At 39.1% G+C, this 14,229-nt stretch carries 10 protein-coding genes and 2 tRNA genes; 5 read left to right on the top strand and 7 right to left on the bottom strand.

Features of this window, described 5'->3' with window-relative positions:
* Positions 1–530 precede the first annotated feature (530 nt).
* The 3 genes from Q0954_RS12850 to Q0954_RS12840 form a co-directional block, all read right to left on the bottom strand.
* Positions 531–2,087, bottom strand: coding sequence for a S8/S53 family peptidase (locus Q0954_RS12850; protein WP_299457420.1), 1,557 nt, complete (start codon positions 2,085–2,087; stop codon positions 531–533).
* A 697-nt stretch (positions 2,088–2,784) separates the two neighbouring features.
* Positions 2,785–2,857: transfer RNA gene (locus tag Q0954_RS12845), tRNA-Phe, on the bottom strand.
* A gap of 629 nt (positions 2,858–3,486) precedes the next feature.
* Positions 3,487–3,559, bottom strand: a tRNA-Phe gene (locus Q0954_RS12840).
* A 112-nt stretch (positions 3,560–3,671) separates the two neighbouring features.
* Between Q0954_RS12840 and Q0954_RS12835 the strand changes: the two genes are divergently transcribed.
* The 4 genes from Q0954_RS12835 to Q0954_RS12820 all read left to right on the top strand — a co-directional run bounded on the left by Q0954_RS12835 (position 3,672) and on the right by Q0954_RS12820 (position 7,833).
* Positions 3,672–5,000, top strand: coding sequence for a (Fe-S)-binding protein (locus tag Q0954_RS12835; RefSeq protein ID WP_299457418.1), 1,329 nt, complete (start codon positions 3,672–3,674; stop codon positions 4,998–5,000).
* Positions 5,001–5,293: 293 nt separating this feature from the next.
* Positions 5,294–6,277, top strand: coding sequence for a hypothetical protein (locus Q0954_RS12830; RefSeq protein ID WP_299457416.1), 984 nt, complete (start codon positions 5,294–5,296; stop codon positions 6,275–6,277).
* Between the two features lie 34 nt (positions 6,278–6,311).
* Positions 6,312–6,902, top strand: a complete 591-nt coding sequence (locus tag Q0954_RS12825; RefSeq protein WP_299457414.1) for a DUF350 domain-containing protein — start codon at positions 6,312–6,314, stop codon at positions 6,900–6,902.
* Positions 6,903–7,032: 130 nt separating this feature from the next.
* On the top strand, positions 7,033–7,833 hold the full coding sequence (locus tag Q0954_RS12820) for a (Fe-S)-binding protein (protein ID WP_299457412.1): 801 nt from the start codon (positions 7,033–7,035) through the stop codon (positions 7,831–7,833).
* Positions 7,834–7,894: 61 nt separating this feature from the next.
* Here Q0954_RS12820 and Q0954_RS12815 read toward each other — a convergent pair whose 3' ends face one another.
* From Q0954_RS12815 to rfaD, 4 genes are all read right to left on the bottom strand, one after another.
* Complete coding sequence (locus tag Q0954_RS12815; RefSeq protein ID WP_299457411.1) at positions 7,895–8,647, bottom strand: class I SAM-dependent methyltransferase; 753 nt, start codon at positions 8,645–8,647, stop codon at positions 7,895–7,897.
* 84 nt (positions 8,648–8,731) lie between these two features.
* On the bottom strand, positions 8,732–9,889 hold the full coding sequence (locus Q0954_RS12810; RefSeq protein ID WP_299457409.1) for a sorbosone dehydrogenase family protein: 1,158 nt from the start codon (positions 9,887–9,889) through the stop codon (positions 8,732–8,734).
* 215 nt (positions 9,890–10,104) lie between these two features.
* Positions 10,105–11,190, bottom strand: a complete 1,086-nt coding sequence (aroC, locus tag Q0954_RS12805) for a chorismate synthase (RefSeq protein ID WP_299457407.1) — start codon at positions 11,188–11,190, stop codon at positions 10,105–10,107.
* An 85-nt stretch (positions 11,191–11,275) separates the two neighbouring features.
* The gene (gene rfaD, locus Q0954_RS12800; RefSeq protein WP_299457405.1) at positions 11,276–12,241 is read right to left on the bottom strand and encodes an ADP-glyceromanno-heptose 6-epimerase; all 966 of its coding nucleotides are present in this window, start codon (positions 12,239–12,241) and stop codon (positions 11,276–11,278) included.
* Between the two features lie 549 nt (positions 12,242–12,790).
* Between rfaD and trpS the strand changes: the two genes are divergently transcribed.
* The gene (gene trpS / locus Q0954_RS12795) at positions 12,791–13,780 is read left to right on the top strand and encodes a tryptophan--tRNA ligase (protein WP_299457403.1); all 990 of its coding nucleotides are present in this window, start codon (positions 12,791–12,793) and stop codon (positions 13,778–13,780) included.
* The last annotated feature ends 449 nt before the right edge of the window (positions 13,781–14,229 follow it).

Here is a 14,229-nt window from a genome sequence, read left to right as displayed (position 1 = left end):
CTATTCGTCTATTTTTTAACAAAGTATAGCCTCAAAAGATGAGGTTAAGAATGCGTATTTATTTTGGTACCATTCCTTAGTACACTGTAAACTAAATATCTTTACTTATTTCGGCTTCTTTTGCCCTCTGACTTCTCTTTACAAAAATCGCGTAGCTTTGGCTATGCTCTATTTGTAAAGATCGCCAGCAAACAAAATAAACTCGAACTACGCAACAACTTACTTAATTTACAGTGTACTTAGGATAACTTCTCTCACTAAAATAAACTATTTGATTGTGAAAACAGAAAATATGTAAGAAGGATTGTATAATTCAAGAAAAGGTTTGAACAAAAGCCCTGTTAAAAAAATAAATAAATAAGGAATATTGAAAATTGATAAATTATTGATAAACAGTGGTTTAATTGCTGGCACGAATTATTTACAAAGCAAAAAGCCACCCACGATCAAAAGATGATCCTGGGTGGCTTTAGTTACATTTATGACGTATTCATTCACAGGTTCCTTGAGGCGGCATACCTGTGAACTATTTAACGTACACTTGCCACTGCTTTATAAGCGTCTACCTTGCCCCAACCAAAGCTAGAGTTACGATTAGGATAAAACTCAGCACTGCTTTTCAAGCGTTGCAATACAGTAGCGCGAGACTGTGAAGGGTTGGTAGACCAAACCAAAGCTGCAATGCCTGCCATAGTAGCGGTTGCTACCGAAGAGCCACCTACCTGATCGGGCGAGTTACCGCTCATGGGCAATGTCAAAGCAGTGCGACTGCTACTGCCATCTCTTTGCATAACCAATACAAAATCAACCTTTCTACCATAGTGGCAATTATGACACTCTTTGTAACCGTTGCGATCTGTTACCCCAGTTACTGCTAAAATTTCTGACATAGTAGCTGGAAAAATCACCCCGACAATATTGTTAGCCCAAGAAAATGAAGTACCTGCGGCACTAAAAATCATTTTTCCTTTGCCATAAGCATACCTTACTGCATCGGCAATTTGCCCTACAGACCATAAGTTACCCAATGACATGCTAATAATGTGCGTATTTTTGTTGGCAAGCAACACCAAAGCATCACTCACTCCGTCTTGCTCATCACCACTGTTTAACATTACATCGTCGGTTCCACGTACTGCATATAAGTTAGACTCATAAGCTACTCCAGTGGGAGTACCATCGGTAGTTCTTGGGGCAGCCATTACTCCCGACATAGACGTACCGTGTCCACAATCGTCGTTAGGACCATCTATTTTGCGTTTTTGCCAAAACCATACGCTTGGAGCAAACGTACCATAACGTTGAATTCTTCTACCAACATTAGAGTAACCACCATTAAAAGAACTACCTAATTTAGGCTGTGCCGGAGACGTTCCCGTATCAATCACTCCTAAGTTAATGTTGCGCCCTTTGCCACTGATTCCCCAAGCTTGAGTTACCCGGTTTTTTTCTAAGTGCCACGAAACTAAAGCATTATCCGAAGCCCTGAAATAATCGGCCGATGGAATAGTGCCACTGGTTTCTGAACCACACCCTGGCGAACCAGTGATTCGGTGATTGTTTTGCCCTGGCATAGTAAAATTATAGGTAGATGGTTCGGCATAACGCACCTTGGGAGAGTTACGTACCAAGTCTACTACTTGAACGATAGAAACCGATACCTTGAAGAAAGGCAACACGTCATGTTCTCTAAGCACCAATTCTTTTCTGGTTTTGTTGATGCCATACTTTTTATAAACAGCTTGAATATCGCTGATAAGCTGTTCTTTAGCTTCTACCCATTCGCTAGACTTTACGTCAATCTCATGCATGCGGGTATTGATATTTTTGAAGCCTTCGGGCATGTAGCCCACGGTCATTGAGCCGTCATTGCCATCTGTAATGGCCGAAAACAAAGTAGCATTGTCTACCCAAGCCCATTCAAACTCACCTTTAGTTTTAAGGTTGTCAGCAATGATCTTATCTCTGGTGGCCTTGTTTACCAATTCCACACTTTGCTGAGGGTCAGGGGTAACATTATCCTCTGTTCGGGTTGAGCAACTACCCATTAAAAAGGCAGTCACCGCAATTAGCATGTACTTTTTCATCTGTGTAAAGAGTGTAATATAAATTGTAAATTTAGTTGTGTATTGGTCATGTAACATTTGTGATACAGAACCAAGCAATGTAATTGGGGTATTCGTGATTTTTCTGTGTATAAATTGTGAGTTATACTACTGTTTTATTGAAATATACCAGTTGAAAATATAACTCAATGGCAAAAATATAATATTTTATTGTTTTTAAGTACTATTTCATAGAAATTTTTTGACTCCTAGTCAAAAATATGACTAAAAGAAAATACTTGTGTTTAGGAAAGTATTATATGTAAGTTTTAAAAGATTTTTTGATTTTTATGAAAATAAGCACTTTGAACATTTATATAACATCTCTGAAATGTTAAATATTAACAGCACTCAAAACTTTGTATATTTTAAAGATTACTCAAAAGGGAAGGTTGTCCTACTCTTGTGGTAGTAAAACAATGAAAGACGAAATCAATTGTGGGAAAATAATGCAGCGATTATTCTCAAATTAGAGATATTAAGAATAAGCCCATTCACCAAACAATGCCTACCGTTGAACACATTAAAATAGAATCAACGATAAGTAGTGCTTTTGTAGTCAGGAGCAAATGATCAATTAAATAAGCTAAAAACAATGACTTGTGGGTAAACATAAGAAGGGTGCCTCTGAAGAAAAGAAAGCCCATTCAGACATTCTGAATGGGCTTTTTGGAATAAGTGGTGACACCTGGATTCGAACCAGGGACACACGGATTTTCAGTCCGATGCTCTACCAACTGAGCTATGTCACCGTTGTTTTTCTTAGTTGGGATTGCAAAGGTAATAAGCCGCTGTTTAATTGCAAACATTTTTTACCTTTTTTTTAATTTTTTTAAATCACTTATGATAAACATTTTTGTCAAATATGATTTCTTTTATTTTTACTTTAATTATTCTAAAAAAAAAGTAGGATAGTCAAAATTGGGGCAAAACAAGACCAATGTCTTACTGCCGATTAGGTATTCATCGCAGAAATAATGTTGCTGTGCTCAGGCCTTAAAAGAGGGGAGTAGCTGGCAAAACCGATAAGAATAGTAACTTAAAACTAACAGAAAAAAAACGCTGTGCCTTCAAGTATTTAATACTTAAAAATAAAGTATTTAGAATGATTCAAAATTAACCCATCAGACTATGAAAGTTATTTAAATAACCACTGAATTGCGTAGATTTGTTTTGAGAATGGTATGCTAACCGAGTATTTTTAGAATAATTATATACAAGAATATAAAAATACAAAATTTACTGAAGAGATAAGTACAATTATGTATATTAACACAATAAAAGCTGAAATAAGAAAGGGGTTAGGGCGTGAAGTTACAGCTTTAATCCAAAAAACAAAAAAGCCTTTCTTAATTAAAAGAAAGGCTCAACGAATAAAAAGTGGTGACACCAGGATTCGAACCAGGGACACACGGATTTTCAGTCCGATGCTCTACCAACTGAGCTATGTCACCGTTGTTTTTCAATCGGGAGTGCAAAGGTAACCACGCGATTGGTTATTCCAAACTTTTAACGAAAAAAATATTTATTTTTAAAAAATTAGACACGTAAATCGGATTCAATATTATGAAATTTTTACCGCAGGTTGCTTTTTTGATTGCATTGGGGGTGACAGCTTACTTGATTTACCGCAGGGTTTCCCGCATTAGTGCCAACATTAAGTTGGGGAGGTCACTGGATCGTACAGATAACCCATCGGCTCGCTGGAAAACAATGTTACGTATAGCTTTTGGGCAACAAAAAATGTTTGACAAACCTTTAGTGGGGATACTTCACTTTTTGGTATATGCTGGGTTTGTACTTATCAATATAGAAGTATTAGAGATTATTATAGATGGAATAACAGGTACACACCGGATTTTTGCTGGATTGTTGGGAGGTTTTTATACCATACTCATTAGTTTCTTTGAATTTTTGGCAGTAGGAGTATTACTTGCCTGTGTTATCTTCCTTATTCGTCGTCACCTACTTAAGGTACCCCGTTTTAGTAACCCCGAAATGAAAGGCTGGCCAGCCCTTGATGCCACTGTAATCTTGGTGGTGGAGATTACCCTGATGGCTGCCATCTTGTTGATGAATGCTGCTGATACTGTATTACAGGCTAAAGGTGCAGCACACTATCCCCAAACTGGGGCATTTTTATTTAGTCAAATGTTTACTCCTATGTTAGAGGGTTTGTCTATGAATGCTTTGGTGGTGATAGAACGTGTGGGGTGGTGGTTTCATATTTTGGGTATCTTTGCTTTTGCTGTGTATGTTACTTATTCTAAGCACCTTCATATTGCACTGGCATTTCCAAACACCTACTTCTCGAACCTACAGCCCAAAGGTTATATGGACAATATGGAGTCGGTAACCAACGAAGTGCAGCTGGCTTTGGGGCTCAAAGAAGACGATGGCAACATGCCCGAAATTGATCGTTTTGGTGCCAAAGACATCAACGACCTGACTTGGAAAAACCTCATGGATGCCTACTCTTGTACTGAGTGTGGTCGGTGTACTTCTAACTGTCCGGCAAACATTACTGGCAAAAAACTATCGCCACGCAAAGTAATGATGGATACCCGCGACCGAATGGAAGAAATAGGGGAGTATATAGCCAAAGGAGGCGAGCTTGACAAAGCCCTTACAGAAGGTCATGGGCTATACAGCGATGAGCGCATTTCTAAAGAAGAATTAATGGCTTGTACTACTTGCAATGCTTGTACAGATGCCTGCCCGATCAATATAGACCCATTGTCTATTATTTTACAAATGCGTCGTTACATTGCCTTGGAAGAAGCCGACACCCCACAATCGTGGAACTCCATGTTTACCAATATTGAGAACAATATGGCTCCCTGGCAGTTTTCGCCCACTGACCGTTTCAACTGGGCTGAGAACCTGAACGACTAACTAAGGGTTAGGCATAAGTAAGTTTGTTTTTGAGTTGTATGTAGTATTACTCAAAAACAAACTTTTTATGTTTGGACTACCTAAATCAAAGTTTTCGGCAGGTTGGAAAGTTTAAAGGATAAAAGTGAGGCAAGCAAATTGAGGGTACTCTAAAACTAATAGTGATGTGAGGCAAGCACCCTCTTATGATAAGATAAACAGTTGCAGGAGACATAGCGTTTTATTTGAGCAGTTGTACAGTTGGTGAATGTATCATTGAGCTATTGATTTGTTTACTCAAAAATTAAAAACTTATGGGACTTTTTCGGTTCATTGGTCGCTTGTTCAAGCTCATCCTTACTTTGGGAGTAGTGCTTGTAGCATTGTTGGCATTGGCAGGAGGGTTAAGCGAAAACTTTAAAGAATTTGTAGATACAGGGTCAGGAAACAACAACCATGGTGACTATAGCTATCTTTTTAAAGATGGTAACAGCGGCTCAGGCGGTGGTTCGTCTGGTGACAATACCCGTGTTGACCCAGCGCCAAGTTTTGCTGCCATTATTCAACTTACCAAAGAGCGCAACCACCAAAAGGTAGATATAGAGTCAGACAACTATGTGTTTGATTATGTGTACCGTGATGTGGCAAACCGGGGAACAAAAATGAAATGGGGCAACCGAAAATTGTCTATTGACAACATTAACAATAGATTTGGTTTACCCCATGATTTTTTTAAACGTTCTTTTTCATCAGAAGATGAAATACGCGAAATCGCCGAACGAGGATATTTCAAAGTGCAAAATAATACCGCAAGCCCTGACTACAATCGAATGATCCATATCAGCCGAAATATTACCCGCCCTATCTATGAAATGATCATGAAAAAGGTGGGGCAGGATGCGTCTTACCAAAAACCAATAGATGAGTTGTTGAAATTTTGTCAGGATATACCTTATAAAATTCCGGCCGATTTGTATAATAATAAACAAACAGGGGGAATATTTCCACCCTCATTGGCTTTGACTAAAGGCTACGCCGACTGCGATACCAAAGCAGTATTGTTTGCCAGTGTGCTTTTGCACAACCCTCGTTACAAAATTGTTTTTGTGACTATTCCAGGGCATTTATTTCTGGCAATCAAGGGTGTGCCCAAGCCTTATCAAAAGTATGTAACCTATAGGGGCGAAAAGTATATTTTGTGTGAACCTACCGGACCTGCCAGGCTTGCTTTTGGCAAAGATGGATTTAGTAATTACACAATCAATAAAATAGAGCCAGCTAAAGGTTATTATAACTAAACCCAAAACTCATTACTTAAACAAAACCTGAAGTATGGATACCAACAGAATCATTTTTTCTATTTATGACGTTTCTCTGTCGCTGGTTTTTGGGTTGCTTACCATCTATATTGCCTTAAAGGTAATAGACAAGCTGGTGCTAAAGGTAAATACACTGAAAATGGTCAAAGAAGGCAATATTTCTATTGCGTTGTTCAAAGCAATTTTGATTATATGCACCTTGTTGTTGATTCAAACCAGCATAAAATCATCCAACAGTGCTCTGCAAACAATGGTAGAGGCACATAACAAAATCACGATCAAGATATTTATGATTTCGTTGGGGTATTTCTTTTTGTTCTATGCTATTTCTTTGACATTCAGTGTATTACTGATTCTTATCAGCTTTTTTGTATACATCAAAGCCACTATAGACCTGGACGAAATAGCCGAAATAAAGAAGAACAACATTGCCGTATCTATATCCTTATCTCTGATTATATTTGGAATGACCCTGTTTATTCGCCCTGCTTTTCATAACCTCATTGGCAGTTTTGTAAACTACAACGCCTTACAGGTAGAGCAGGTAGATACTAAAAACAAAGGGGGAGGAGTAGTACCTAAAAAGATAGCACCGCCACGTTAGGCGATGCAGGTTGCACTGAATATTAATTAGCATTAGTTTTTAATATAAATTAACGCAAGTACTGTTTTGATGTGCTTGCACTGAGTAAAAACTGGCAATGGATATAAAGCCGGTATTAAATGTAAAAAAAATGAGCGAAATGACATATAAAGTGCCTTTGATGGCGGATTTGGCAGCAGAAGGCAAGACCCCAGAGGTACTTTTCTGGGTAGGTTGTGCAGGATCATTTGATGATCGTTACAAAAAAGTAACCATTGCTATGGTGAAAATATTGAACAAAGTGGGCATTGACTTTGCCGTGTTGGGCACCGAAGAGTCTTGTACTGGCGACCCTGCTAAACGTGCCGGACGCGAAGACCTTTTTCAAATGCAGGCAATTGGCAACATTGAGTTGTTGAATGCTTACAACATCAAAAAAATAGTAACCGCTTGTCCTCATTGCTTTAATATTCTTAAAAATGAATACAAAGAGTTGGGCGGTGACTATGACGTAATTCACCACTCTACATTTTTGCAGCAATTGATTGACGCTGGAAAAGTAAAAATGACAGAAGGTGGAGAGTTTAAAGGTAAAAAAATTACCTACCATGACTCTTGTTACCTGGGCAGAGCCAACGACATTTACGAAGCCCCCCGCAAGGTGCTTGAGCAACTCGATGCCGATTTGGTAGAGATGAAGCGTTGCCGCACCAAAGGTTTATGCTGTGGAGCAGGAGGGGCGCAAATGTTTAAAGATGCCGAAAAAGGCAAAAAAGAGATCAATGTAGAGCGTATAGAAGACGCCCTGGAAACGGGTGCCAATGTAGTAGCGGCGGCTTGTCCTTTTTGTATGACTATGATGACCGATGGAGTGAAAAGCAAAGAGCGTGAGCACGATGTAAAAGTTTTTGACCTTGCCGAAATTGTGGCAGATGCAGAAGGGCTTTCATAGTTGTTTTATTAGAGTCTAACAAAAAGCCGTTGCTACACAAGAAAAGCAACGGCTTTTGTTTTTACATAATATCTAAACCCTGTTCACTGCTTTCGGTAAACAAAGTAATGGTGTCGATGTATCGATGGTTGAACGCAACAGAAGGCGTGTGGGTCAAGGCTTGCTTGGCCAGGTATACCATATTGGCTTTTAGTTTTTGGGCAAAAGAACGTTTGTTAGAAGTGTATACATCCTTAGAGTAAATGGCCGTACTGTTTTTTAGAATACGAAAACCTTCACTTTTGACCAAAAACCTGAGCGAACTGGGGGTATACATGTTGATATGACCATAAGCCAGAAAATGCTTAAGTTTTTTGTCTACCCCAAAACGATAATCTTTAGGAACCTCAATTACCTGACGCTTGGCCAATCTTTTCAACTCTCGCAAAAGCAAACGTTCAAACTCTACGTGCTCCAGTACGTGAGTCAATATTACCAAATCAAAACTATGATCTTCAAAAGGTACCTTATATCCATCAAAAAGTTGTACACTCTTAAGCTGTGGTATATTACGTGATTGAATGGCTTCTATTCCACTTTGAGAGATTTCTACTGAGTAAAGTTCCTGAGCGAAATTTTGACGAGAAAGTTCCTGTAAAATGCTTCCATCGCCTGACCCTACCTCCAAAACCTTATCAAAAGAGTGACCTTGGGTAATATTAATGATATTTTGAACTTTATTTTTAGCTCCTAGTTCCCGCCATTTTTTTATATGAGGATCTTTGTATTGAGCATCGTATGAATCTTTCAGTTCTTGAGCAATGTTTGACTTCATCTGTCTGTGGCTAAAGTTAGCGTATAATACACCCAACCCAATAGTACTGAACCTATAGAGCCAGGGGAGAAGTTGGTTAGAAGTTTATTTATAAGTAATCCGGTAAATTACATTGGCCATGTCATCAGACACCAACAAAGAACCATCAGGCATTTGCAGTACATCTACTGGACGCCCCCAGGCAAGTTGTTTTTTGTGGTCAAGCCAACCCTCAGCAAATGTCTCAAATTCAGTCACTTTACCTTCTTTGGTTTGCACCAAAGCCAGCTTATACCCTACTTTTTTGCTGCGGTTCCAAGAACCGTGCATCGCAATGAAAGCTTTTTTATTATAACCATTCGGAAACATTTTGCCTGTATAAAATCGCATCCCCAGAGCTGCCACATGTGCCCCTAGTTTTTGGGCAGGAGGAGTAAAGTCACTGCAAGGGCGTTTATCGCCAAACTTAGGATCCTTGGTGTCGCCCTGGTGACAATAGGGGTAGCCAAAGTGCATCCCTTTCTTAGGTGCATGGTTCAACTCATCAGAGGGCAAGTCATCGCCTAACATATCACGTCCATTGTCTGTAAACCACAACTCTTTGGTATCAGGGTGCCAGTCGAACCCCACGCTGTTGCGTACACCACTGGCAAACACCTCCAGGCCAGAGCCATCTGGGTTCATACGAGTAATAGAGGCATATTGAGGGTTTTCTAAACGTTCACAAATATTGCAGGGAGCCCCTACAGGTACATACAATTTATCATCAGGACCAAACGCGATGAATTTCCAGCCGTGGTGCCTATCAGTAGGGTACTTATCATAAACTACCACAGGTTTGGGTGGGTTGTCTAAGTTGGCTTCTATGTTGTCATACCTCAAAATACGACTTACCTCTGCCACATACAAGCTTCCCTTGCGAAAAGCCACCCCACAAGGCATGTTGAGCCCAGAAGCAATGGTGTATACTTTGTCGGCTTTATAATCATTATCATTGTCTACTACAGCGTACACATTGCCACCACCACGGTTGCCCACAAAAATAGTCCCTTTATCGCCTCTTACCATTGAGCGGGCTTCGTTTACTCCATTGGCAAAAATAGAAATCTGAAAACCTTTAGGTAATTTGATTTTCTCTAAGGGCAGGTTTTGAGGGTTGTTTGATGTAGCATTGCTTTTACTGGTTTTAGAGCTGGAGTTGCAGCCCTGCATAAAAATGGTAGTAAGTAGCAGAAATAATATAATAGTAATTTTTTTGCGCATGCGATATGTTTTTTTTGAATTTAGACAAAATGTACCATAAAGAAAAACACCTGTCCTTCAACAAGTGTTTTACAGTGGTTGATTTGATTAGAATATGTTTAAACCCTTCAATTTCTGCACAAAACAGCCACTTTAAACCTATTGTCACACTATTTTGGTCTTTTTTTTTTGCGAAAAATTTTTCTAGTTTTAGCGAACGATTCTGGGTTGGATACTTAGGGTTTTATTTCAACAGTTTGTTGGTGTCTCAGGTAAAAATCAAGCAGTACTAAAGCGGCCATCGCCTCTACAATCACCACTGCACGCGGCACCACACAAGGGTCGTGTCTACCTTTACCAGTGACAGTGACACTGTCACCTTGGGTATTTAGGCTTTCCTGGTCTTGCATAAGCGTAGCCACTGGTTTAAAAGCTACCCTAAAATAAATATCTTCACCGTTGGAAATGCCTCCCTGAATACCCCCAGAGTAGTTAGATCGGGTGCGTGCTTCGCCAGATTCATCCTTATATATCAGGTCATTATGAGCCGATCCGAGCATTTCTACCCCATCAAACCCACTACCATACTCAAAACCCTTCACTGCATTTATGCTGAGCATTGCCTTGCCCAATTCAGCGTGTAGTTTGTCAAATACAGGCTCGCCTAAGCCTGAAGGTGTGTTTTCTATTACTGCATTTACTACCCCACCTATAGTGTCTCCTTGTTTGCGCACTTCTTTTATGCATTCTACCATTTGGGTAGCAAGCGTTGGGTCGGGGCAGCGCACATCGTTTTGCTCTATTTGAGAAAAGTCAAGTTGTTGATAAGGAGTAGTAAGTTTGATATTGCCCACTTGCGAGGTATAAGCAGTGATTTTGATTCCTTGTTGCCACAAAATTTGCTTGGCAATGGCACCCGCTGCCACACGTGCGGCTGTTTCACGGGCAGAGCTTCTGCCACCTCCACGATAATCACGAATACCATATTTTTGCTGATAAGTATAATCAGCGTGAGAAGGGCGAAACTGATTGGCTATATGCGAGTAATCCTTGCTTTTGGCGTCTTGGTTCCAAATAACCAAAGTAAGAGGGGTTCCAGTGGTTTTTCCTTCAAATATTCCTGAAATGACCTGCACTTGATCAGGTTCTTTGCGTTGCGTCACTATTTTAGACTGCCCTGGACGACGGCGGTTTAGTTCACGTTGAATAAACTCCATATCCAGCGCAAGGTTTGAAGGGCAACCATCAATGATTACACCAATAGCATCGCCGTGCGATTCGCCAAAGGTGGTAATTCTAAAAGCTTTTCCGTAAGTATTCATGTTTGACAATCAACAGATAAAGGTTGATAATTTTGGCAAAGTAATAGAAAATTGCTGAAAATTATCAACCTTCAATTGATTGATCTTAAAAGTATTTTTGCTCCATCAGGTAATTTTTTACGTAATCTTGCACACCTTCTTCAAGAGAATGGAAAGGTTTGTCATACCCAATATTGATCAACTTTTGCATATTAGCCTCAGTAAAGTACTGGTATTTGTCTCTAATATCTTCAGGTGTATCAATAAACGAAATGTCTTCTTCTTTGCTCATTCCTTTAAAAGTATTGCGAACCAAGTCGAGAAAAGTACGTGCCTGACCAGTACCCAGGTTATAAATACCAGAGTCTTTGCGATGTTTCATCAAAAACATCATTACTTCCACCACATCTTTTACATACACAAAGTCACGGCTTTGCTCTCCGTCTTTAAAATCGGCACGGTGCGAGCGAAAAAGCTTCATTTTATCAGTAGCTTTTATTTGATTAAAAGCATGCAAAATTACCGATGCCATACGCTTTTTGTGGTACTCGTTAGGACCGTACACATTAAAAAACTTAAGACCTGCCCAAAACCAAGGTTTTTTATCTTGTTGCAGTGCCCAAAGATCAAAGTCATTTTTTGAATCTCCATAAGGATTCAAAGGTTTTAGCTTAGGTATAACCTCTTCGCTATCGTCGTAGCCGTGTTCGCCACCACCATAAGTAGCAGCAGAAGATGCATAAACTAGCGGGATGTGATATTTACAGCAGTATTGCCAAAGTTTTTTGGTATAGTTAAGATTTAGTTCGTTGAAGATATCAACATTAAACTCGGTCGTATCTGTGCGCGCACCAATGTGAAAAATGAATTCTACTTCTTCGTGGTGTTTGTCAAACCAATCAAAGAACTTGTTGCGTTCAACTCGCTCTTTGATGGTCTTTCCTTCCAGGTTTTTATTCTTAGCTTCGTTGTCAAACTTGTCTACTGCGATTACCGCCTGATAGTTTTCGGAATTTAGTTTACTAATTAAACAACTTCCTATAAAACCAGCGGCACCTGTAACTACAATCATATTACAATCGAATTAACTATTTGTTTTATATTAATGAGGGACATTCAATCATCTCTTCTCACTTATTTTTATAGGCTTTTTTAGTGTTTTAAAAGTACCTATTTTAATGTGATATAGTGAAAAATAAGAAGCAAATTTAAAGGTTATTTGTGAATAACCTGCGATAAACACTTTTTTAGCTACGAATTAATCCCATTTTTTGATATTAGCCAACGTAATTTTGATTAATATTATAGAAATAGTGCTAAAAAAACTTAGCTTGATATAGCTGTAGAGTAATGGATGGTGTATTATATGCAGGCAGTTAGCACTTGATCTACTGACCACCCAATCAATCTAAGGTGTATCCATCAACACAAGAAACCATTTGTCTGTAGGTTTGTAAACTTATTCTAAGACGAAAAATTATGCTTAGGTGCTACTTTTAAATCTCGATATTAAATGTAAGCCTTTGATTAGCAGCCAATTAATGCTTGAGGCAAGGCAAAACTCACCTTTCTGGTAAAATTTCTTATATTTGTGACCTTCATTTAAAAATTTAGTATAAAAATGGCAAGGATACTCACTGGCATTCAAAGTTCAGGAAGACCACATTTGGGAAACATTCTAGGCGCAATTCAGCCTGGTATTGAACTATCAGAAGACCCAAAAAATGACTCTTTCTTTTTTATTGCAGATATGCACTCGCTTACTACCATAAGAGACCCAAAAGTGCGTGAAGAAAATGTAAATGCAGTAGCTACTGCTTGGTTGGCGCTTGGTTTCGACACTAATAAGAATACCTTTTATCGTCAATCAAGAGTGCCTGAAGTAACTGAGCTTGCCTGGTACTTGAGTTGTTTTATGCCCTTTTCACGGATGGAACTTGCCCACTCGTTCAAAGACAAGTCGGAAGCATTGGGAGGTGAAGGCGACGAAAGTGTAAATGCAGGTTTATTTACTTACCCTATGCTAATGGCTGCCGATATACTATTGTATGATGCCGATGTGGTACCAGTAGGCAAAGATCAAAAGCAACACCTGGAGTTTACCCGTTTTGTGGCGAAAAGGATAAATAACCACTATGGTGAAGAGATTTTTGTATTGCCAGAAGCGCGTATTGATGCCGACCTGATGACCATTCCGGGAACCGATGGGCGCAAAATGAGCAAGTCTTATAACAACTATATAGACATATTTTTGCCCAAGGGAAAGCTTAAAAAGCAGGTGATGGGTATAGAAACAGACAGCACCCCGCTAGAAGACCCCAAAGACCCTGACACGTGCAACGTATTTGCACTGTACGGTTTGTTGGCCAATGATACCCAAGTGACCAAAATGCGTGAAAACTATGCAAGAGGTAATTATGGTTATGGACACGCCAAAAAAGAATTGCTAGAGTTGATAATGACCAAATACGAAAAACAGCGCGAACTATTTGATCATTATATGAATAACCTGACCGACTTACATAGTAAACTGGTAGAAGGCGAAACCAAAGCTCGTGACATAGCCACACCAGTGCTTAATCGGGCAAGAAAAGCGATGGGCTTTAGGTAGGTTTATCAAACTATTGAGAGTATGTTTAAAAATCATAATCTGGGTTAAAAAAGTGTCCCCGAATACAAGTTCGGGACTTACAGTTTTTACGCGCTGACTTTGTTGATTTTTGCGTCAATAGCTATTCACTTAAAAATACGCCTCGCCAGCACAAAAAACTCATCATTTTTAACTCCGAAGACAAAATTTAAACATACTCTGACTGTAAAATATAAAGGCAATGTTTTTTATGATAAAAAATCTTGCCTTTTTTGTGAAGATAATTGTTTGGTTACCAGTGTTTTATGTTTTTATTAATTCATAAAGTAATATTTTATGTATGAGATTGTCATTTTTTCTGATAGAAAGCATTGTACTATATGAAACTCCCAAGTTCCTACTAGCAACCAAACATCTTTCAACAACATTATTTCCGAAACTAAGTTTTGTATATCTTTCAATTTGCTATT

Source organism: uncultured Microscilla sp. (genome assembly GCF_947493425.1).
Lineage (GTDB): Bacteria > Bacteroidota > Bacteroidia > Cytophagales > Microscillaceae > Microscilla.
This window is presented reverse-complemented; position numbering and strand designations above follow the sequence as displayed.

What these genes read in the sequence shown, in the direction of transcription:
- aroC (WP_299457407.1), bottom strand. Translation starts at nt 11,190, where the DNA reads ATGAATACTTACGGAAAAGCTTTTAGAATTACCACCTTTGGCGAATCG.
- Q0954_RS12835 (WP_299457418.1), top strand. Translation starts at nt 3,672, where the DNA reads ATGAAATTTTTACCGCAGGTTGCTTTTTTGATTGCATTGGGGGTGACA.
- Q0954_RS12850 (WP_299457420.1), bottom strand. Translation starts at nt 2,087, where the DNA reads ATGAAAAAGTACATGCTAATTGCGGTGACTGCCTTTTTAATGGGTAGT.
- Q0954_RS12815 (WP_299457411.1), bottom strand. Translation starts at nt 8,647, where the DNA reads ATGAAGTCAAACATTGCTCAAGAACTGAAAGATTCATACGATGCTCAA.
- Q0954_RS12810 (WP_299457409.1), bottom strand. Translation starts at nt 9,889, where the DNA reads ATGCGCAAAAAAATTACTATTATATTATTTCTGCTACTTACTACCATT.
- Q0954_RS12825 (WP_299457414.1), top strand. Translation starts at nt 6,312, where the DNA reads ATGGATACCAACAGAATCATTTTTTCTATTTATGACGTTTCTCTGTCG.
- rfaD (WP_299457405.1), bottom strand. Translation starts at nt 12,241, where the DNA reads ATGATTGTAGTTACAGGTGCCGCTGGTTTTATAGGAAGTTGTTTAATT.
- trpS (WP_299457403.1), top strand. Translation starts at nt 12,791, where the DNA reads ATGGCAAGGATACTCACTGGCATTCAAAGTTCAGGAAGACCACATTTG.
- Q0954_RS12830 (WP_299457416.1), top strand. Translation starts at nt 5,294, where the DNA reads ATGGGACTTTTTCGGTTCATTGGTCGCTTGTTCAAGCTCATCCTTACT.
- Q0954_RS12820 (WP_299457412.1), top strand. Translation starts at nt 7,033, where the DNA reads ATGAGCGAAATGACATATAAAGTGCCTTTGATGGCGGATTTGGCAGCA.